Here is a 17408-nt window from a genome sequence, read left to right as displayed (position 1 = left end):
TAATTAACACTCTAAGTTAATTAAGCCGCTTTTTTAGAGGTTTATGCACATGGCTATTGGTTTAGTCGGTCGCAAGTGCGGTATGACACGTATCTTTACAGATGCTGGTGTTTCTGTACCTGTTACAGTGATTGAGGTTGATCCTAACCGCATCACTCAAATCAAAACGCTTGAAACTGATGGTTATCAAGCGATTCAAATCACTACTGGTGAACGTCGCGAATCTCGCGTTACTAATGCTCAGAAAGGTCACTTCGCTAAAGCGGGTGTTGCTGCTGGTCGTTTAGTTCAAGAGTTCCGTGTTACAGAAGCTGATCTTGAAGGTCGTGAAGTTGGCGGAACTATCGGTGTAGATTTGTTCACAGTGGGTCAAATCGTTGACGTAACTGGTCAGTCTAAAGGTAAAGGTTTCCAAGGTGGTGTTAAGCGTTGGAACTTCCGTACTCAAGACGCTACTCACGGTAACTCTGTTTCTCACCGTGTTCTAGGTTCTACAGGTCAAAACCAGACTCCTGGTCGCGTATTCAAAGGCAAAAAAATGGCTGGCCATTTAGGTGCTGAACGCGTAACTACACAGGGTCTTGAAATCGTTGCTATCGATACAGAGCGTTCAGTTCTTGTAGTTAAAGGCGCGGTTCCTGGTGCTACCGGTGGTGACGTAACTGTTCGTCCTACTATCAAGGCTTGAGGGGAAATAACGTGAATTTAAATACTGTTTCCGGCTCTGCTGTTGAATTATCAGAAGTTGCGTTCGGTCGTGAATTCAATGAAGCTCTTGTACACCAAGTTGTTACAGCTTATTTAGCTGGTGGTCGTCAAGGTTCAAAAGCTCAGAAATCACGTGCAGACGTTTCTGGCGGTGGTAAAAAACCATTCCGTCAAAAAGGTACTGGTCGCGCTCGTGCTGGTTCTATTCGTAGCCCAATCTGGGTTGGCGGTGGTAAAACTTTTGCTGCTCGTCCACAAGACTGGTCTCAAAAAGTAAACCGTAAAATGTATCGCGGTGCTATGCAATGCATCCTGGCTGAACTTGTTCGTCAAGATCGCTTAGTTTTAGTTGAAGAGTTTGCTGTAGCTGCTCCAAAAACTAAAGAATTGCTTGCAAAACTTAACGACTTGAATGCTACTCGTGCATTAATCGTTACTGATGCTGTTGATGAGAACTTGTATCTAGCTGCTCGTAACCTTCCACACGTTGATGTGGTTGATGCTGCTGCTATCGATCCTGTTAGCTTGATCGCGTTCGATAAAGTTGTTATGTCTGTAGCTGCTGCTAAGAAAATTGAGGTAGAACTCGGATGAACAACGAACGTATCTATCAAGTCCTAAAAGGACCTGTATTCTCAGAAAAAGCACAAGTTTTAGGTGAAACTGCTGGTGTTCAAGTGTTTAAAGTTGCTATCGATGCAAACAAACTTGAAATCAAAAAAGCAGTTGAACAATTATTTGGTGTAGAAGTTGTTAAAGTTAACACGACTATCACTAAAGGTAAGACTAAACGCTTTGGTAAAACTATCGGACGTCGTTCTGATGTTAAAAAAGCATACGTCACCCTGAAAGCTGGCCAAGATGTAGAAATGGCTGACTTGGGCGATACCGCTGAAAGCACAGCGGAATAAGGACGAGAATTATGCCTATTCAAAAATGTAAGCCAACGTCACCAGGACGTCGCTTTGTAGAGAAAGTCGTTCACGACCATCTTCACAAAGGTGCGCCTTATGCTCCGTTGGTAGAAGCTAAAAAACGTACTGGTGGTCGTAATAACAACGGTCACATTACTACACGTCACGTTGGTGGTGGTCACAAGCAACATTACCGTATTGTTGACTTTAAACGTAACAAAGATGGCATTCCTGCGACTGTAGAGCGTATCGAATACGATCCTAACCGTACTGCACACATTGCATTAGTTTTGTATGCTGACGGTGAGCGTCGTTATATCATTGCGCCTAAAGGTCTACGTGCTGGTGATAAAGTTCAATCTGGTAACGATGCTCCAATTCGTCCAGGTAACTGCTTACCACTTCGTAACATGCCTATCGGTTCTACTCTTCACAATATCGAGCTTAAAATCGGTAAAGGCGCTCAATTAGTGCGTTCTGCTGGTGCTTCTGCTCAGTTATTGGGTCGTGACGGTTCTTACGCAATTATTCGTCTGCGTTCTGGCGAAATGCGTAAAGTACACGTTGAATGTCGCGCAGTTCTTGGTGAAGTTTCTAACCAAGAAAGCAACTTACGTTCACTAGGTAAAGCTGGTGCTTCACGCTGGCGTGGTGTTCGTCCTACCGTTCGTGGTATGGCGATGAACCCGGTAGATCACCCACATGGTGGTGGTGAAGGGCGTAACAAAGGTATTCAACCTGTAAGCCCATGGGGTCAAAAAGCTAAAGGGTACAAGACACGTACCAATAAGCGTACGACTAAGATGATCATTCGCGACCGTCGCGTTAAGTAACAAGTAAAGGAATCTGACAATGCCTCGTTCTCTGAAAAAAGGCCCATTCGTCGATGCGCACTTGTTCGCTAAGGTTGAAGCGGCTATCGCGGCTAATAACCGTAAGCCGATCAAAACTTGGTCGCGTCGTTCGATGATCCTCCCGGATTTTGTTGGTTTAACAATTTCTGTACACAATGGTCGTAACCATGTTCCGGTAATCGTATCTGAGCATATGGTTGGTCACAAGCTTGGTGAATTTGCACCGACTCGTACTTACCGTGGTCACGGTGTTGACAAGAAATCTAAACGTTAATAGGTGCTATGATGGAAGTAACTGCTAAATTACGCGGTGCCGCTATCTCGGCACAAAAAGCTCGTTTGGTTGCAGACTTGATTCGCGGCAAATCTGTTGCGCACGCTCTTAACATACTAAACTTCAGCAACAAAAAAGCTGCAGTTTTAGTTAAGAAAGCGTTGGAATCTGCGATTGCAAACGCTGAACATAATAACAGTTTAGATGTAGACGATCTTAAAGTTTCTACGATCTACGTTGATGAAGGCATGAGCCTTAAACGTATTTTGCCACGTGCTAAAGGCCGTGCAGATCGTATTACTAAGCGTACTTGTCACATCACCGTTAAGGTAGGGGTTTGATATGGGTCAGAAGGTTCATCCAATCGGTATCCGCCTAGGTGTTGTGAAACGTCATAACGCTAACTGGTATGCGAATCCGAAACAATACGCTGAATACTTGCTTAAAGATCTTCAAGTTCGTGAGTTTTTAAACAAAAAACTTAAGAATGCGATGGTGAGCAATATTCTTATCGAACGTCCAACAGGCGCTGCTAAAGTAACAATTAGCACTGCTCGTCCTGGTATCGTGATCGGTAAAAAAGGCGAAGACATTGAAAAATTACAGCGCGAACTTACCAATATTATGGGTGTTCCAGCGCAAGTAAGCATCAACGAAATTGATCGTCCAGATTTAGACGCTCGTCTAGTTGGTGAAGCAATTGCTTCTCAATTAGAAAAACGTGTAATGTTCCGTCGTGCTATGAAGCGTGCGGTTCAAAACACTATGCGTGCTGGTGCGAAAGGTATCAAAGTTGAAGTTTCTGGTCGTTTAGGCGGTGCAGAGATTGCACGTACTGAATGGTATCGTGAGGGTCGTGTACCTCTACATACTCTTCGTGCTGACATCGACTATTCAGCGGTTCGCGCAGAAACTACTTACGGTACGATCGGCGTTAAAGTTTGGATCTTCCGTGGTGAGATCTTGGGCGGCATGAAACAAGTCATGAACCCAGCTCCAGCTGAAGAACGTCCAGCTAAACGTGGTCGCGGTCGTGGTGAAGGTCAAGAGCGTCGTGGTCGTCGCAATGATCGTTCTGCTGAAAAAGGAGAATAATCCATGTTGCAACCTAAACGTACTAAATTCCGTAAAGTGCAAAAAGGCCGTAACACTGGTCTAGCACATCGCGGTAGCACAGTATCTTTTGGTACTATCGCACTTAAATCAGTTGAACGTGGTCGCATGACTGCGCGTCAAATTGAAGCAGCGCGTCGTACAATCAGCCGTCGTGTAAAACGTGGTGGTAAGATCTTTATCCGTGTATTCCCGGACAAACCAATTACTGAAAAACCATTAGAAGTTCGTATGGGTAAAGGTAAAGGTTCTGTGGAATATTGGGTTTGTGAAATCAAACCAGGTAAGATCCTGTACGAAATGGAAGGTGTGAACGAAGAATTAGCGCGTGAAGCATTTACGCTTGCTGCTGCTAAACTTCCGTTTAAAACCACTATCGTGACTCGGACGGTAATGTAATGAAAACTAAAGATCTACGTGAAAAGTCGGTAGAAGAATTGACAGCTTTGCTTGATGAGCAACAGTTGAACCAATTCCGTCTTCGCATGGCTAAAGCAACTGGTCAATTGGGTAAATCGCACGAAGTGCAATTAACTCGTAAAACTATTGCTCGCATCAAGACCCTCCTTACCGAAAAACAGGGGAACGCACAATGAGTGAGCAAACAGTTCGCACGTTAACAGGCAAAGTAGTAAGCGACAAGATGGACAAGTCTATCGTTGTTCTTATCGAACGCCGCGTTCAACACCCGTTGTATGGCAAATCAATCCGCCGTTCAACAAAATTACACGCTCATGATGAGAACAACACTGCTAAAACTGGCGATGTTGTAACTATCAAAGAAAGCCGCCCAATTTCTAAAACTAAGTCTTGGACTTTAGTTGAAGTTGTTGAAGCAGCTGCTGAGTAAATAACGTTCTTGTTGCATCATCGGTCAATTTCGAGTACTCTTTGAGCCTTTCGAAATTGTGACCGGTGATGCTCGGTTTTGGAGTAGGGCAATGATTCAGACCGAAACTATGCTCGACGTAGCAGACAACAGTGGTGCTCGCCGCGTACAATGTATTAAAGTACTTGGTGGTTCACATCGTCGTTATGCTTCAGTTGGCGACATTATTAAAGTTACTGTAAAAGAAGCAATTCCACGTGGCCGTGTTAAAAAAGGCGACGTAATGAATGCAGTAGTTGTACGTACAAAATTCGGTATCCGTCGTCCAGATGGTTCTGTTATTCGTTTCGATGATAACGCTGCTGTTATTTTGAACAACAACAAAGCTCCGATTGCTACTCGTATTTTCGGACCAGTGACTCGTGAACTTCGTACTGAACAGTTCATGAAAATCATTTCATTGGCTCCTGAAGTTCTATAATAGAGGCAATCATGGCTAAGATTAAAAAAGGCGATCAAGTAATCGTGATCGCAGGTAAAGAAAAAGGCAAACAAGGTACTGTTTTGTCTGTTTCTAATGACCGAGTTAAGGTTGAAGGTCTTAACTTAGTTAAGAAGCATCAAAAGCCTAACCGTGCAACAGGTGCTGAAGGCGCTATCGTTACACAAGAAGCTTTGCTTCATATCTCTAACGTGGCAATTTTTAATGCTACAACCCAAAAGGCTGACCGTGTTGGTTACCAAGTGATTGACGGCGTGAAAACTCGCGTTTACAAATCAAATGGTGAATCAGTGGCGGTAGCGAAGTAATAGGTTGAAATAGGCAATGGCCAGACTTAAAGCGCGTTACAACGACGAACTTAAAGCTCAATTACAAGAACAATTGGGCGTTAAGAATGTGATGGAGATCCCTCGCATCACTAAAATCACGATCAATATGGGTGTTGGTGCAGCTGCTGCTGACAAAAAACTCCTTGATGGTGCTCTTTCTGATATGCAAGCTATCGCTGGTCAAAAACCAGTTCTTACGTTAGCTCGTAAATCTATCGCTGGTTTCAAAATCCGTGATGGTTGGCCGATTGGTTGTAAAGTTACTTTACGCGGCGAACGCATGTACGAATTCTTAGACCGTTTGATCTCTATCGCGATCCCTCGTATCCGTGACTTCCGTGGTTTCTCTGCGAAATCATTTGACGGTCGTGGTAACTACTCTATGGGTCTTAAAGAACAGATTATGTTCCCTGAGATCGATTTTGATAAGATTGACCGTATTCGTGGTATGGATATTACCATCACTACGACTGCTCGCACCGATGACGAAGGCCGTGCGCTTATGCGTGCATTCGGCTTCCCGTTCAAATAAGAGGTCGATATGGCTAAGAAAGGTATGATTAATCGCGAATTGAAACGCGAAGCTACTGTTGCTAAATACGCTGCAAAACGTGCTGAATTAAAAGCTGTTATTGCAAACGTAAATGCAAGCGACGAAGAGCGTTTCGAAGCGATGATGAAGTTACAAGCATTACCACGTAATGCATCTCCAGTACGTCTTCGTAACCGTTGTGGTTTAACTGGTCGTCCTCATGGTTACTTCCGTAAGTTCGGTTTAAGCCGTAACAAATTACGTGACACAGTAATGCAAGGTGATGTACCGGGCGTTGTTAAGGCAAGCTGGTAAGGAGCACTATAAATGAGTATGCAAGATACCGTTGCCGACATGTTAACACGTGTTCGTAACGCACAAATGGCGAAGAAACAAACTGTTTCTATGCCAAACTCAAAGTTAAAAGTTGCGATTGCTAACGTTCTTCAACAAGAAGGTTATATCGCTGATGTAGCTGTTGCAGATGCTGAAGGCAAACCAACACTTACTTTGACTTTAAAATATTTCGAAGGCAAACCAGTTATTGAGACTGTGAAGCGCGTTAGCCGTCCAGGTTTACGTCAATATCGCGGTAAAGATAACCTTCCAAGCGTTAAGCAAGGTTTAGGTATTGCAATTGTTTCTACAAGCAAAGGCATCATGACTGATCGCGCTGCACGTGCTGCAGGTATCGGTGGTGAAGTTATTGCTTTTGTTTCTTAATAGGTGATTCCTCATGTCTCGTGTGGCTAAAGCCCCAGTAACTGTACCTAACGGTGTAACAGTTACTCAGAACGGCCGGCAGGTCGAAGTGAAAGGCAGCAAGGGTACTTTGTCTTTCAACCTGCATGCGCTGGTCGAGCTAAAACAGGAAGACGGTATTCTAGCTGTTGCTCCTAAAGCTGAATCTAAAGATGCTTGGATGCAAGCTGGTACTGCTCGCGCTGTGCTTAACAACCTTGTTAAAGGTGTTAGCGAAGGTTTCGAACGTAAGTTACAACTTATCGGTGTTGGTTATAAAGCTGCGGTTAAAGGGAACACAGTTCACCTTAACCTAGGTTTCTCTCACCCGATCGATTACAACCTTCCTGAAGGTGTAACTGCTGAAACACCTACAGCTACTGAAATCGTGCTTAAATCTGCTGATAAAGCAGCTTTAGGTCAAGTTGCTGCAGATATCCGTGGTTACCGTCCGCCAGAGCCATATAAAGGTAAAGGTGTTCGTTATTCTGATGAAGTTGTACTTCGTAAAGAAGCTAAGAAGAAATAAGGCGCGAGGTTCTTATGAACGAAAAGAAACAAACCCGTTTGCGTCGTGCGAAAAGCACACGCTTGCACATCCGTGCATTGGGTGCGACTCGTTTGTGTGTAAACCGCACTCCGCGTCACATCTATGCTCAAGTAATCTCAGCAGATGGTGGCAAAGTATTAGCGCAAGCTTCTACTTTAGATGCTACGTTACGTAGTGGTACTACAGGTAACGTTGAAGCAGCTACTAAAGTTGGTGCTTTAATCGCTGAACGTGCTAAAGCAGCTGGCGTAACTAAAGTTGCATTTGACCGTTCTGGTTTCAAATATCATGGTCGTATCAAAGCCTTGGCTGATGCTGCTCGTGAAAACGGCTTGGAGTTCTAATCATGGCTAAAGTTGAACAAAACGAAGGTCTTGTTGAAAAGCTGGTTGCCGTTGATCGTGTAGCCAAAGTTGTTAAGGGTGGTCGTATCTTCTCTTTCACAGCATTAACTGTTGTGGGTGATGGTAATGGTCGCGTAGGTTTTGGTCGTGGTAAAGCTCGTGAAGTTCCAGCTGCTATTTCTAAAGCACTTGAAGCTGCTCGTCGCAACATGATTACTGTTGAACTTGTTGATGGTACTGTTCAGCACCCTATCAACGCTCGTCACGGTGCTAGCCGTGTTTACATGCAACCTGCTTCTGAAGGTACTGGTGTAATTGCTGGTGGCGCTATGCGTGCTGTTTTAGAAGCTGTTGGTGTACGTAACGTATTAACTAAATGTTATGGTTCTACTAACGCTGCGAACGTAGTAAACGCGACTTTTAATGGTCTGCGTGATATGACTTCTCCTGAGAAAGTTGCTGCGAAACGTGGTCTTTCAGTAGCACAAATTCAAGGGTAATCAATCATGAAAACGATTAAAGTTACCCAGACTAAATCTGCATCGCATCGCTTGAAAAATCACAAGCTTAGCCTTAAAGGTTTAGGTCTGCGTCGTATTGGTCACACTGTAGAAGTTCAAGATACTCCTTCTAACCGTGGTATGATCAATCAAGTTTACTATATGGTTAGTGTAGAGGAATAAGCCATGACTCTGCGTTTAAATACAATTGCACCTGCAGAAGGTGCTAAGCGTGAAAACCTTCGTTTAGGCCGTGGTATTGGTTCTGGCGTTGGTAAGACTGGTGGCCGTGGTGTCAAAGGTCAAAACTCACGTAAGAGCGGTGGTACTCGTCCAGGTTTCGAGGGTGGTCAAACTGCGTTATATCGTCGTCTACCTAAGTTCGGTTTCACTAGCCAATTGGCTTTGAAAACTGCTGAAGTACGTTTGTCTGAACTTAACAAAGTTGAAGGCGATATCGTTACTCTTGAAACTTTAAAAGCAGCGAACGTTGTACGTAAAGATATGATTCGTGCTCGTATCGTTCTTTCTGGTGAAATCACTCGTGCATTCACTGTTCAAGGTGTTGCATTGACTAAAGGCGCTAAAGCTGCTGTTGAAGCTGCTGGCGGTAAAGTCGAGGAGTAATCGCGAGTGTCTATGTCTCCTAGTTCTACAGGTCATGTTCACATGATGAAAGGTCAACCATTTCACGTGAAATATCGTGAAATTATTCGCCGATTAATGTTTTTAATTGGTGCTTTGGTGGTCTTTCGACTAGGAGCGCATATTCCGCTGCCAGGTATTGATAATGTCGCTTTAGAACGTTTCTTTAATGCAAACCAGGGTACTTTCCTTGGTTTGTTTAATATGTTCTCAGGCGGGGCATTGGAACGAATGTCCATTCTTGCGTTGGGGATCATGCCGTATATTTCTGCATCGATTATCGTGCAGTTAATGTCAACGGTTGTTCCTTCGCTGGAAGCATTGAAAAAAGAAGGCGAGCAGGGCAAGCGTAAGATTAACCAATATACGCGTTACGGCACATTATTCCTTGCAATTGTACAAGGTATTGGTATGTGTGCGGGTCTGATCAGTCAAGGGATTACCTTTACTTCAGGTTTAGCATTCTATATTCCTGCATTAACGTCTTTAGTTGCAGGTACCATGTTCTTAATGTGGTTGGGAGAGCAAATTACCGAACGTGGTGTTGGTAATGGGATCTCTATGATCATCTTTGCAGGTATTGTTGCTGGTTTACCAAGTATGGTTGTGCAATCATTTACCCTTGTGGAAAATGGTCAATCAAGCTTAATTGGTATTGCTATATTTGGCTTATTGTCTTTAGCTGTTTTAGCTGCGATTGTGTTTATTGAAAAAGCACAACGTCGTATACCTGTTAACTATGCTCAAAAGCAGCAAGGTCGCCGAGTATTTACTGCACAGCAGACTCACTTACCATTAAAAATAAATATGGCGGGTGTAATTCCAGCAATTTTCGCAAGTTCGTTATTGCTGTTTCCTGCAAGTTTAGGTCAATGGTTAGGTAGTTCTGATCCTAATGCAGGGATCGTTAAGCGTACACTACAAGATTTGGCATTAGTTTTATCGCCTGGACAACCATTATATTTGGTGCTATTCGGTGCGCTTATTATTTTCTTCTGTTATTTTTATACGGCACTAGTTTTCAGTCCTAAAGAAGTATCAGAAAACTTAAAGCGTAGTGGAGCTTATGTACCTGGTATCCGCCCAGGTGAGCAAACTGCTCGTTATTTAGATCATATTCTTAGTCGTTTAACATTTATCGGTTCGATTTATATCACTGTTGTATGTTTAATGCCGATGGTGCTTCAAAGTTCTTTTGGTATTCCATTCCATTTGGGTGGTACATCGCTGTTGATCGTGGTTGTTGTAGTTATGGACTTTATGGCTCAGCTACAGGCACACCTCACATCGCGCCAATATGATAATCAAACACTAATGAGTAAAACGACTGCTCATCCTAAGGGATAAGCGCACTTAGAGGTTTCATCATGAAAGTTCAAGCTTCTGTAAAGAAAATTTGTGGTAGCTGTAAAGTTATCCGTCGTAATGGGGTAATCCGCGTGATTTGTAGCGCTGAACCTCGTCATAAGCAGCGTCAAGGTTAATCTGATCAAGACCTGTTGATTTCAGTAGGCTAATTAGGTTATTATCCGCCCCTCAAAGATTTTGTGGGGCGGTTGATTATCTCTACTGCCTTTTTGGAGAAAGTGAATGGCTCGTATTGCCGGTGTAAACATTCCGGATAACAAGCATGCTGTTATCTCTCTTACGTATATCTTTGGTATTGGCCGCCATACTGCTAAGCAAATCTTAGCTGCAACTGGTATTGCACCAACTACTAAGATCCGTGAATTAGATGACGCTCAGCTTGATGCGATTCGTGCAGAAGTTGCTAAGGTTCCGACCGAAGGTGACTTACGTCGCGAAATTTCCATGAACATTAAACGTTTAATGGATTTAGGCTGCTACCGCGGTCTTCGTCATCGTCGCAGCTTGCCTGTCCGCGGACAACGCACCAAAACTAACGCACGTACCCGTAAAGGTCCGCGCAAACCTATTAAGAAATAAGATTTCTGGAAGCTAAAAGATGGCTAAAGATACTCGCACACGCAAGAAGGTCACTCGTACCGTCTCTGAAGGTGTTGCACACATTCACGCTTCTTTTAATAACACCATTGTGACTATTACCGATCGTCAAGGTAATGCACTGGCTTGGGCCACTTCAGGTGGACAAGGCTTCCGTGGATCACGTAAATCAACTCCGTTTGCTGCTCAGGTAGCTGCTGAAGTTGCTGGTAAAGCTGCTTTAGATTACGGTTTGAAAAACTTGGACGTCCTTGTTAAAGGTCCTGGTCCAGGTCGTGAATCTGCGGTTCGTGCTTTAGGTGCAGTGGGTTATAAAATTAATAGCATTACCGATGTGACTCCAATTCCTCACAACGGTTGCCGTCCACCTAAAAAACGTCGCGTGTAAGGAGAAACATTCATGGCTCGTTATATTGGTCCAAAATGCAAACTCTCTCGCCGCGAAGGGACAGACCTGCAACTTAAATCAGGCGTTAAACCGTTTGATGTTAAGACAAAAAAACATGCTAAAGCTCCTGGCCAACATGGTGGAGCTCGTGGTGGTAAACAATCAGAGTACTCACTACAATTACGTGAAAAACAAAAAGTACGTCGTATGTACGGTGTTTTAGAACGTCAATTTAGTAACTACTATAAAGAAGCTGCTCGTGTTAAAGGCGCAACAGGTGAAAACTTGTTGAAATTGCTTGAAAGCCGTTTAGATAACGTTGTTTATCGTATGGGCTTTGGTTCTACACGTGCAGAAGCTCGTCAGCTTGTATCTCACCGTTCAATCACTTTAAATGGTCGTCGTGTTAACATCGCGTCAATCCAAGTTAAAGCTGGTGACGTGATTGCAGTACACGAAGGCGCTAAACAACAATTACGTATTAAAAACGCAATTGAATTGGCTGCTCAACGTGGAACTCCTTCTTGGATGGAAGTTGACCATTCTAAATTAGAAGGTACATTCAAATCTGCACCTGATCGTTCTGATTTACCTGCTGAAATCAACGAAAGCTTGATTGTTGAATTGTATTCTAAATAATCCTTGAGGTAGCAATAATGACGCGTACTGCAAACGAGTTTCTAACTCCGCAAGCGATCAAGGTCGAAGCGGCAAGCGGGACCTCGGCAAAAGTGATTCTAGAACCTTTAGAGCGTGGCTTTGGTCATACTCTAGGTAATGCTTTACGTCGCATTCTTTTATCATCTTTACCTGGCGCTGCTGTGGTTGAAGTTGAGATTGAAGGCGTCGAGCACGAGTACAGTACTTTAGAAGGCTTGCAGCAGGACATCGTCGAGCTCTTGCTGAACCTTAAAGGATTGTCTATTAAGCTGTTCGATCAAAATGAAGCATATTTGACATTAGAGAAACAAGGTCCTGGCGATGTAACTGCCGCTGATCTTCGTTTACCTCACAATGTTGAAGTGGTTAACCCTGAACATTTGATCGGCACGTTAAGTGCTTCAGGCTCATTGAAAATGCGCTTGAAAGTTGTTCAAGGTCGTGGTTATGAGACTTCTGATTCTCGCTTCCCAGAAGGTGAAACTCGCCCAGTGGGACGTTTACAATTAGATGCGTCTTATAGCCCGATTAAACGTGTTTCTTACACAGTTGAAAATGCTCGTGTAGAACAACGTACAGACCTTGACAAGTTGGTCATTGATCTTGAAACAAACGGGACTGTTGACCCTGAAGAAGCGATCCGCAAAGCGGCAACAATCTTGCAACAACAAATTGCAATCTTTGTTGATCTTCAGAAAGATCAAGCTCCAGTTGCTCAAGAACCTCGTGAAGAAGTTGACCCAATCTTGCTTCGTCCAGTAGATGATCTAGAGCTTACTGTTCGTTCTGCTAACTGTTTGAAAGCAGAAAATATTTACTACATTGGTGATCTTGTTCAACGTACTGAAGTTGAGTTGTTAAAAACTCCTAACTTAGGTAAAAAATCGTTGACTGAGATCAAAGATGTTCTGGCTTCAAAAGGCTTACAACTCGGCATGCGTTTAGAAAACTGGCCACCAGCTAGTTTACGTATGGACGATCGTTTTGCCTATCGTAGTCGTTAATTAAGTAGGACTATCACCATGCGTCATCGTAATAGTGGTGTGAAATTAGGCCGTACAAGCAGTCATCGTAAAGCGATGTTCCAAAACATGGCTAATTCTTTGTTTGAACACGAGTTGATCAAAACAACTGTGCCTAAAGCAAAAGAGTTACGTCGTGTAGCTGAGCCTTTAATCACTTTAGCTAAAGTCGATACAGTAGCAAACCGTCGTTTAGCGTTTGCTCGTACTCGTTCAGCAGCAACTGTTGGTAAATTATTTACCGTTCTTGGCCCTCGTTACAAAGAACGTAACGGCGGTTATCTACGTGTTCTTAAAGCGGGCTTCCGTGCAGGTGATGCTGCACCGATGGCTTACGTTGAGCTAGTAGATCGCGAAGTTAAATAATTTCGTGTAGAACATCGCAAGTTGTTCAAAAAAGGTCGGTTGAATAAACCGGCCTTTTTTTGTCTAACAATTGGCATTACTTGACCTGAATTGACATGTTTTTTGCAACTTTTAGTCAAACTTGACATTGTGTATTGTCAAAAATATGTTTTAATAAAAATGTTCTTATAAAAAGGTTAATAAAAGAAATGGATAAGCAAGTCGATATTCTTATTGTTGGTGCTGGTATCTCTGGAATTGGAATTGCAGCACATTTAATTAAAAATAATCCGAACCGTAAATTTGAAATACTCGAACGTCGTAAAAGTTTCGGTGGAACGTGGGATTTGTTTAAATACCCAGGTATTCGCTCCGACTCAGATATGTCTACTTTTGGCTACAATTTTAAGCCATGGCGTAAAGCGAATGTGCTTGCAGATGGCGCTTCGATTAAAGGTTACTTGGGTGAAGTTGTTAGTGAGTACAATATTAAAGAAAAAATTCATTTTGAGCATCGTGTACTTTCTGCGAATTACGATACTTCAATAAAAAAATGGATTGTAGAAATCGAAGATCAAAATCAAAAGAAACAAACTTGGCAAGCTAATTTCGTCTTAGGCTGCACAGGTTATTATAACTATGACCAAGGTTTCCAACCTGATTTTCCAAATCAAGATAAATTTAAAGGTCAATTGATTCATCCACAATTTTGGCCTGAAAATTTAGATTATACCGGCAAGAAAGTAGTTATCATTGGTAGTGGAGCAACTGCAATCACTTTAGTACCAGCAATGGCAAAAGGTGGGGCTGGGCATGTAACAATGTTACAACGTTCACCAACTTATATTGCTTCAATTCCTTCGATTGATTTTGTTTATGACAAAACACGTAAATTTATGACAGAGGACATGGCATATAAGTTCACGCGTGCTCGTAATATCGGAATGCAACGTGCAATTTTTGCTTTGTCAAAAAAACAACCTCAACTGGTTCGCAAGTTACTTCTTAAATCTATTGAAATGCAGTTGAAAGGTAAAGTGGATATGAAACACTTTACCCCAAGTTACAATCCTTGGGATCAACGTTTATGTGTAGTGCCAGACGGTGATTTATTCAAAATTTTACGTAGTGGTAAAGCAAGTGTTGAAACAGATCATATTGAATCATTCACTGAAAATGGTATTCAATTGAAATCTGGTAAACACTTAGATGCAGATATCATTGTTTCTGCGACTGGTCTAGAAATTCAAATTATGGGCGGTATCAAAGCGACTGTTGATGGTCAGCCGATCAAGACTAGCGAACATATGCTTTATAATGGTGTGATGGTAAGTGATGTACCAAATATGGCGATGGTCATTGGTTATGTGAACGCATCATGGACATTAAAAGTAGATGTCATTGCTGATTATATTTGCCGTCTATTCAAATTTATGGATCAGAACGGTTATGATGAAGTTGTCGCACCAACTGACCATTCTGCAATGCTCGATGAAACAGTTATGGGTGAAATGTCATCAGGTTATATTGCGCGTGCGGCTGATCAACTTCCAAAACAAGGTACTAAGGCACCTTGGATGGCAACGCATAACTATTTAGCTGATCGTAAAGATCTCAAAAATGCGACTTTTAATGATGGTATTTTAAAATTTGCGAAGGCTCCTGCACAGTCAGTAAAAAAGCCTAAATTAGTATCTTAATGAATAGCTATTAAAATAAAAAGGAAGCGAAAGCTTCCTTTTTCTATTTATAAAGAACGTGATATGAGTTCTTTCATGATTTCATTGGTGCCGGCATATATACGATTTGCACGGTTATCGATATATGCGCGTGCAATAGGGTATTCAAGCATGAAGCCATAGCCACCATGTAACTGTAAGCACTCATCAACGACTTTAGAGAACATATCAGAAATTTTATATTTTGCAGCTGCGGCCGCATCTACACCTAACGTACCCTCAAGTTGTAATTCCATACAACGATCTAAATAAGAACGACAGAAGTCTATTTCAGTTCGAAGTTCTGCTAGCTTAAAACGTGTATTTTGAAATGTGCCAATTGGCTTGCCGAATGCTTTACGATCTTTTGTATATTGTACTGTGTGTGCAAAGGCAGCTTCTGCACCTGCTTGGCAGATAATCGCAACAAGCATACGTTCCCAAGCGAGTTCTTTCATAAGCATGATGAAGCCCATGCCTTCCATACCAATCAAATTTTCCTTTGGTACACGAACATTATCAAAGAACAATTCGCAAGTATCTTGTCCTTTCATACCAATTTTATTGAGTGGTTTACCTTTGGTGAATCCAGCTCGATCAGCTTCGACAATAATGAGAGATAAGTTGGCTGAACCTTTATCACTATTACCTGTTTTGCACACAACAATTGCCATATCACATAGATAACCGTTGGTAATAAAAATTTTAGAACCATTGATGACATATTCATCGCCATCTAAAACTGCAGAAGTTCGTACAGCTTGTAAGTCTGAACCTGTACCAGGCTCAGTCATCGCAATGGCAGTGACAACTTCGCCAGAAGCCATTTTAGGGAGCCATTTTTTCTTTTGCTCTTCGTTGGCAAAATTATTCAGGTAATTCGCAACAATATCCGAATGCAATGAAAAACCAGTTGATGAATCCATTGCATAAGCTTGTTCTTCAATGAGGATCATACTGTAGAGTCGATCTACACCATATCCACCATATTCTTCAGGCATTGTGGTGCACAATAGACCCATTTCACCCGCTTTATTCCATAAGTCACGATCTACATGTTGTTGTTCTTCATATTTTGCAATATTTGGAACGACTTCTTTTTCATAGAATTTTCGGACAGTATCACGAAACGCTTCATGCTCTGCATTGAATAATTTTCGAGGTAACATATTAGGAATTGGTCGAATTGCGCCTGATTGCATATTTATATTTCCATAAGTGTTATTAGATTAGCCACAACATAAGAGAGCCTGAACATTGGTGCAATGTGTTGAATGCTCAAATCGCAAGAATTGCTGATGAATTTGGTCAATTGATATTTTTAAAACACAAAGCTCATGGCTTCAGTTAAAATGGAATGAACACAGATTAGGGGATAAAAATGTACGATGAATTAACGCTTGAAGAGCGTAAAGTTATCTATCGCGCACGTCGTGGTTTAAAAGAAATTGACGTGTATTTTGATCCTTATGTAAAGCAATACTATTTGCAAGCTGAACCAGAAGAGAAAGCAATGTTTGCTGAACTGGTTGAACAAGAAGATCCTGATTTATTGGATTGGTTTATGGAGGTTTCTGAACCACCTCGACCTGAATTGCGCCAATTTATTCAAAAATTAAAAGATTATGTCCATAATCCATGAGCGTTATTCACTGAAACACAGCTCTTATTCGGCTGTGTTTCATGTTTTCTCTATTTTCATCATGAGTATTACTTTATTAATCAGTATTAAGCTCATTTATGCTTTGGGCAGTATTATATTTATACTGATTATCTGGTGGAATTTTAGAAAAAAACCACAATTAAAAGAATTACAAAAAATAGACAAAGATTTATGGTCGATTCAAATGACTTCAAATCCAAAAATATACCAAGCAAAACTGAATCGAGTTTTTCATTTTCATTACTTCGTAATACTCAGTTTTAACGAAAATAAATTCGATTCTTTGGTGATTTGGAGAGATCAAATAGATGAAAAACAATGGAAAAGCTTGATTACTCATGCAAGTTTTGGCTAATTGTTAGACAATAAGTCTTTTATTTTTAAATTTAAAACATGATAAAAAACAATTATTTAAAAATATATTATATGAATAAAAATGAATTGTTTGACGAAAATGAAAGAAAATCAAATTGTTAGACAAAAACACGATGAAATCTTAATTTCTAAAGTACATTAAACATACCAACAGCTAATGAGGAATTTCAAAATGAGCGAAATTCATATGTGGTTGTTTCTAGTGGTTGCTGCTGTTATGGCAATTATAATTGGAAGACTAGGAACTGTGCTGAAGGAACGAATTGAACACCACAACAACGAACAAAATAAACTCTCTTGAGTTTACCATTTAATAAGTAGCATGTGCCGAACCGTCGCAATGCTACTTTTTTTTGCCCAAAATTTTAACAATTCAAAAAATAAGTCAATCATTTCAATTCAGATCAATGACAGACTAATTGTTAATGAAGTGCATT

At 41.6% G+C, this 17408-nt stretch carries 30 protein-coding genes and 1 pseudogene; 30 read left to right on the top strand and 1 reads right to left on the bottom strand.

Going from position 1 to position 17408, the window contains the following annotated elements; all coding sequences use genetic code 11:
- Positions 1 to 49 precede the first annotated feature (49 nt).
- The 28 genes and pseudogenes from rplC to AC1M84_RS09600 all read left to right on the top strand — a co-directional run bounded on the left by rplC (position 50) and on the right by AC1M84_RS09600 (position 14915).
- Positions 50 to 688 carry a 50S ribosomal protein L3 gene (gene rplC / locus AC1M84_RS09735; protein WP_035265091.1) on the top strand — a complete coding sequence of 213 codons (639 nt, stop codon included), beginning with the start codon at positions 50 to 52 and terminating at the stop codon, positions 686 to 688.
- An 11-nt stretch (positions 689 to 699) separates the two neighbouring features.
- Positions 700 to 1302 (top strand): 50S ribosomal protein L4, encoded by a 603-nt coding sequence (rplD, locus tag AC1M84_RS09730; protein WP_035265093.1) that lies wholly within the window; start codon positions 700 to 702, stop codon positions 1300 to 1302.
- Positions 1299 to 1619: a 50S ribosomal protein L23 gene (gene rplW / locus AC1M84_RS09725; RefSeq protein ID WP_035265097.1), complete on the top strand. Its 321-nt coding sequence runs from the start codon at positions 1299 to 1301 to the stop codon at positions 1617 to 1619. Before rplD ends, rplW begins: the two co-directional genes overlap by 4 nt.
- Before the next feature lie 11 nt (positions 1620 to 1630).
- Entirely contained in the window at positions 1631 to 2455 is an 825-nt protein-coding gene (gene rplB / locus AC1M84_RS09720; protein WP_035265099.1) for a 50S ribosomal protein L2, read from the top strand.
- A 19-nt stretch (positions 2456 to 2474) separates the two neighbouring features.
- Positions 2475 to 2750 (top strand): 30S ribosomal protein S19, encoded by a 276-nt coding sequence (gene rpsS, locus AC1M84_RS09715; RefSeq protein WP_004281508.1) that lies wholly within the window; start codon positions 2475 to 2477, stop codon positions 2748 to 2750.
- A gap of 11 nt (positions 2751 to 2761) precedes the next feature.
- Positions 2762 to 3091: a 50S ribosomal protein L22 gene (rplV, locus tag AC1M84_RS09710; protein WP_035265103.1), complete on the top strand. Its 330-nt coding sequence runs from the start codon at positions 2762 to 2764 to the stop codon at positions 3089 to 3091.
- A 1-nt stretch (position 3092) separates the two neighbouring features.
- Positions 3093 to 3909 (top strand): annotated as a pseudogene (rpsC, locus tag AC1M84_RS09705) (30S ribosomal protein S3).
- The gene (gene rplP, locus AC1M84_RS09700; protein ID WP_035265110.1) at positions 3849 to 4262 is read left to right on the top strand and encodes a 50S ribosomal protein L16; all 414 of its coding nucleotides are present in this window, start codon (positions 3849 to 3851) and stop codon (positions 4260 to 4262) included. Before rpsC ends, rplP begins: the two are co-directional and overlap by 61 nt.
- Positions 4262 to 4459, top strand: coding sequence for a 50S ribosomal protein L29 (rpmC, locus tag AC1M84_RS09695; RefSeq protein WP_035265113.1), 198 nt, complete (start codon positions 4262 to 4264; stop codon positions 4457 to 4459). Before rplP ends, rpmC begins: the two co-directional genes overlap by 1 nt.
- The gene (gene rpsQ, locus AC1M84_RS09690) at positions 4456 to 4713 is read left to right on the top strand and encodes a 30S ribosomal protein S17 (protein ID WP_004691314.1); all 258 of its coding nucleotides are present in this window, start codon (positions 4456 to 4458) and stop codon (positions 4711 to 4713) included. Before rpmC ends, rpsQ begins: the two co-directional genes overlap by 4 nt.
- 91 nt (positions 4714 to 4804) lie before the next feature.
- Positions 4805 to 5173, top strand: coding sequence for a 50S ribosomal protein L14 (rplN, locus tag AC1M84_RS09685; protein WP_035265119.1), 369 nt, complete (start codon positions 4805 to 4807; stop codon positions 5171 to 5173).
- A gap of 11 nt (positions 5174 to 5184) precedes the next feature.
- Entirely contained in the window at positions 5185 to 5502 is a 318-nt protein-coding gene (rplX, locus tag AC1M84_RS09680) for a 50S ribosomal protein L24 (protein ID WP_035265122.1), read from the top strand.
- Between the two features lie 16 nt (positions 5503 to 5518).
- Entirely contained in the window at positions 5519 to 6055 is a 537-nt protein-coding gene (gene rplE / locus AC1M84_RS09675; protein ID WP_004809796.1) for a 50S ribosomal protein L5, read from the top strand.
- 9 nt (positions 6056 to 6064) lie between these two features.
- On the top strand, positions 6065 to 6370 hold the full coding sequence (gene rpsN / locus AC1M84_RS09670) for a 30S ribosomal protein S14 (RefSeq protein ID WP_067731180.1): 306 nt from the start codon (positions 6065 to 6067) through the stop codon (positions 6368 to 6370).
- Positions 6371 to 6382: 12 nt separating this feature from the next.
- Positions 6383 to 6778, top strand: a complete 396-nt coding sequence (rpsH, locus tag AC1M84_RS09665; RefSeq protein ID WP_035265132.1) for a 30S ribosomal protein S8 — start codon at positions 6383 to 6385, stop codon at positions 6776 to 6778.
- 13 nt (positions 6779 to 6791) lie between these two features.
- Positions 6792 to 7325, top strand: a complete 534-nt coding sequence (rplF, locus tag AC1M84_RS09660) for a 50S ribosomal protein L6 (RefSeq protein WP_035265135.1) — start codon at positions 6792 to 6794, stop codon at positions 7323 to 7325.
- Between the two features lie 14 nt (positions 7326 to 7339).
- Positions 7340 to 7690: a 50S ribosomal protein L18 gene (gene rplR / locus AC1M84_RS09655; RefSeq protein ID WP_035265138.1), complete on the top strand. Its 351-nt coding sequence runs from the start codon at positions 7340 to 7342 to the stop codon at positions 7688 to 7690.
- Positions 7691 to 7692: 2 nt separating this feature from the next.
- A complete protein-coding gene (rpsE, locus tag AC1M84_RS09650) occupies positions 7693 to 8190 on the top strand; it encodes a 30S ribosomal protein S5 (protein ID WP_035265141.1) in 498 nt (165 codons plus the stop codon).
- Positions 8191 to 8196: 6 nt separating this feature from the next.
- The gene (rpmD, locus tag AC1M84_RS09645; RefSeq protein WP_004786899.1) at positions 8197 to 8373 is read left to right on the top strand and encodes a 50S ribosomal protein L30; all 177 of its coding nucleotides are present in this window, start codon (positions 8197 to 8199) and stop codon (positions 8371 to 8373) included.
- Between the two features lie 3 nt (positions 8374 to 8376).
- A complete protein-coding gene (gene rplO / locus AC1M84_RS09640; protein WP_035265144.1) occupies positions 8377 to 8817 on the top strand; it encodes a 50S ribosomal protein L15 in 441 nt (146 codons plus the stop codon).
- 45 nt (positions 8818 to 8862) lie between these two features.
- Entirely contained in the window at positions 8863 to 10182 is a 1320-nt protein-coding gene (gene secY / locus AC1M84_RS09635; RefSeq protein ID WP_171076742.1) for a preprotein translocase subunit SecY, read from the top strand.
- A gap of 20 nt (positions 10183 to 10202) precedes the next feature.
- Positions 10203 to 10319 carry a 50S ribosomal protein L36 gene (rpmJ, locus tag AC1M84_RS09630; protein ID WP_000867907.1) on the top strand — a complete coding sequence of 39 codons (117 nt, stop codon included), beginning with the start codon at positions 10203 to 10205 and terminating at the stop codon, positions 10317 to 10319.
- 106 nt (positions 10320 to 10425) lie between these two features.
- Positions 10426 to 10782, top strand: a complete 357-nt coding sequence (rpsM, locus tag AC1M84_RS09625; RefSeq protein WP_035265156.1) for a 30S ribosomal protein S13 — start codon at positions 10426 to 10428, stop codon at positions 10780 to 10782.
- Between the two features lie 19 nt (positions 10783 to 10801).
- The gene (rpsK, locus tag AC1M84_RS09620; protein WP_001040166.1) at positions 10802 to 11188 is read left to right on the top strand and encodes a 30S ribosomal protein S11; all 387 of its coding nucleotides are present in this window, start codon (positions 10802 to 10804) and stop codon (positions 11186 to 11188) included.
- 12 nt (positions 11189 to 11200) lie between these two features.
- Positions 11201 to 11827 carry a 30S ribosomal protein S4 gene (rpsD, locus tag AC1M84_RS09615; RefSeq protein ID WP_035265160.1) on the top strand — a complete coding sequence of 209 codons (627 nt, stop codon included), beginning with the start codon at positions 11201 to 11203 and terminating at the stop codon, positions 11825 to 11827.
- Between the two features lie 17 nt (positions 11828 to 11844).
- A complete protein-coding gene (locus tag AC1M84_RS09610; protein ID WP_035265161.1) occupies positions 11845 to 12852 on the top strand; it encodes a DNA-directed RNA polymerase subunit alpha in 1008 nt (335 codons plus the stop codon).
- An 18-nt stretch (positions 12853 to 12870) separates the two neighbouring features.
- Positions 12871 to 13236: a 50S ribosomal protein L17 gene (rplQ, locus tag AC1M84_RS09605; protein ID WP_034587447.1), complete on the top strand. Its 366-nt coding sequence runs from the start codon at positions 12871 to 12873 to the stop codon at positions 13234 to 13236.
- A 179-nt stretch (positions 13237 to 13415) separates the two neighbouring features.
- Positions 13416 to 14915: a flavin-containing monooxygenase gene (locus tag AC1M84_RS09600; RefSeq protein ID WP_481594922.1), complete on the top strand. Its 1500-nt coding sequence runs from the start codon at positions 13416 to 13418 to the stop codon at positions 14913 to 14915.
- Between the two features lie 47 nt (positions 14916 to 14962).
- Here the strand turns inward: AC1M84_RS09600 and AC1M84_RS09595 are convergent, their stop codons facing one another.
- Entirely contained in the window at positions 14963 to 16135 is a 1173-nt protein-coding gene (locus AC1M84_RS09595) for an acyl-CoA dehydrogenase family protein (protein ID WP_481593796.1), read from the bottom strand.
- Between the two features lie 179 nt (positions 16136 to 16314).
- On the opposite strand from AC1M84_RS09595, the gene AC1M84_RS09590 reads away from it, so the two are divergent.
- Complete coding sequence (locus tag AC1M84_RS09590) at positions 16315 to 16575, top strand: FAD assembly factor SdhE (RefSeq protein WP_035265169.1); 261 nt, start codon at positions 16315 to 16317, stop codon at positions 16573 to 16575.
- Positions 16576 to 16636: 61 nt separating this feature from the next.
- Positions 16637 to 16951, top strand: coding sequence for a hypothetical protein (locus AC1M84_RS09585; RefSeq protein ID WP_481594890.1), 315 nt, complete (start codon positions 16637 to 16639; stop codon positions 16949 to 16951).
- Positions 16952 to 17408 lie beyond the last annotated feature (457 nt).

Source organism: Acinetobacter sp. 24-47-66 (assembly GCF_056779755.1).
This window is presented reverse-complemented; position numbering and strand designations above follow the sequence as displayed.

Coding starts and splice junctions, on each gene's coding strand:
- rplC (WP_035265091.1), top strand. CDS start 50: ATGGCTATTGGTTTAGTCGGTCGCAAGTGCGGTATGACACGTATCTTT.
- rplW (WP_035265097.1), top strand. CDS start 1,299: ATGAACAACGAACGTATCTATCAAGTCCTAAAAGGACCTGTATTCTCA.
- rplB (WP_035265099.1), top strand. CDS start 1,631: ATGCCTATTCAAAAATGTAAGCCAACGTCACCAGGACGTCGCTTTGTA.
- rpsS (WP_004281508.1), top strand. CDS start 2,475: ATGCCTCGTTCTCTGAAAAAAGGCCCATTCGTCGATGCGCACTTGTTC.
- rplV (WP_035265103.1), top strand. CDS start 2,762: ATGGAAGTAACTGCTAAATTACGCGGTGCCGCTATCTCGGCACAAAAA.
- rplP (WP_035265110.1), top strand. CDS start 3,849: ATGTTGCAACCTAAACGTACTAAATTCCGTAAAGTGCAAAAAGGCCGT.
- rpmC (WP_035265113.1), top strand. CDS start 4,262: ATGAAAACTAAAGATCTACGTGAAAAGTCGGTAGAAGAATTGACAGCT.
- rpsQ (WP_004691314.1), top strand. CDS start 4,456: ATGAGTGAGCAAACAGTTCGCACGTTAACAGGCAAAGTAGTAAGCGAC.
- rplN (WP_035265119.1), top strand. CDS start 4,805: ATGATTCAGACCGAAACTATGCTCGACGTAGCAGACAACAGTGGTGCT.
- rplX (WP_035265122.1), top strand. CDS start 5,185: ATGGCTAAGATTAAAAAAGGCGATCAAGTAATCGTGATCGCAGGTAAA.
- rplE (WP_004809796.1), top strand. CDS start 5,519: ATGGCCAGACTTAAAGCGCGTTACAACGACGAACTTAAAGCTCAATTA.
- rpsN (WP_067731180.1), top strand. CDS start 6,065: ATGGCTAAGAAAGGTATGATTAATCGCGAATTGAAACGCGAAGCTACT.
- rpsH (WP_035265132.1), top strand. CDS start 6,383: ATGAGTATGCAAGATACCGTTGCCGACATGTTAACACGTGTTCGTAAC.
- rplF (WP_035265135.1), top strand. CDS start 6,792: ATGTCTCGTGTGGCTAAAGCCCCAGTAACTGTACCTAACGGTGTAACA.
- rplR (WP_035265138.1), top strand. CDS start 7,340: ATGAACGAAAAGAAACAAACCCGTTTGCGTCGTGCGAAAAGCACACGC.
- rpsE (WP_035265141.1), top strand. CDS start 7,693: ATGGCTAAAGTTGAACAAAACGAAGGTCTTGTTGAAAAGCTGGTTGCC.
- rpmD (WP_004786899.1), top strand. CDS start 8,197: ATGAAAACGATTAAAGTTACCCAGACTAAATCTGCATCGCATCGCTTG.
- rplO (WP_035265144.1), top strand. CDS start 8,377: ATGACTCTGCGTTTAAATACAATTGCACCTGCAGAAGGTGCTAAGCGT.
- secY (WP_171076742.1), top strand. CDS start 8,863: ATGAAAGGTCAACCATTTCACGTGAAATATCGTGAAATTATTCGCCGA.
- rpmJ (WP_000867907.1), top strand. CDS start 10,203: ATGAAAGTTCAAGCTTCTGTAAAGAAAATTTGTGGTAGCTGTAAAGTT.
- rpsM (WP_035265156.1), top strand. CDS start 10,426: ATGGCTCGTATTGCCGGTGTAAACATTCCGGATAACAAGCATGCTGTT.
- rpsK (WP_001040166.1), top strand. CDS start 10,802: ATGGCTAAAGATACTCGCACACGCAAGAAGGTCACTCGTACCGTCTCT.
- rpsD (WP_035265160.1), top strand. CDS start 11,201: ATGGCTCGTTATATTGGTCCAAAATGCAAACTCTCTCGCCGCGAAGGG.
- AC1M84_RS09610 (WP_035265161.1), top strand. CDS start 11,845: ATGACGCGTACTGCAAACGAGTTTCTAACTCCGCAAGCGATCAAGGTC.
- rplQ (WP_034587447.1), top strand. CDS start 12,871: ATGCGTCATCGTAATAGTGGTGTGAAATTAGGCCGTACAAGCAGTCAT.
- AC1M84_RS09595 (WP_481593796.1), bottom strand. CDS start 16,135: ATGCAATCAGGCGCAATTCGACCAATTCCTAATATGTTACCTCGAAAA.
- AC1M84_RS09590 (WP_035265169.1), top strand. CDS start 16,315: ATGTACGATGAATTAACGCTTGAAGAGCGTAAAGTTATCTATCGCGCA.
- AC1M84_RS09585 (WP_481594890.1), top strand. CDS start 16,637: ATGAGTATTACTTTATTAATCAGTATTAAGCTCATTTATGCTTTGGGC.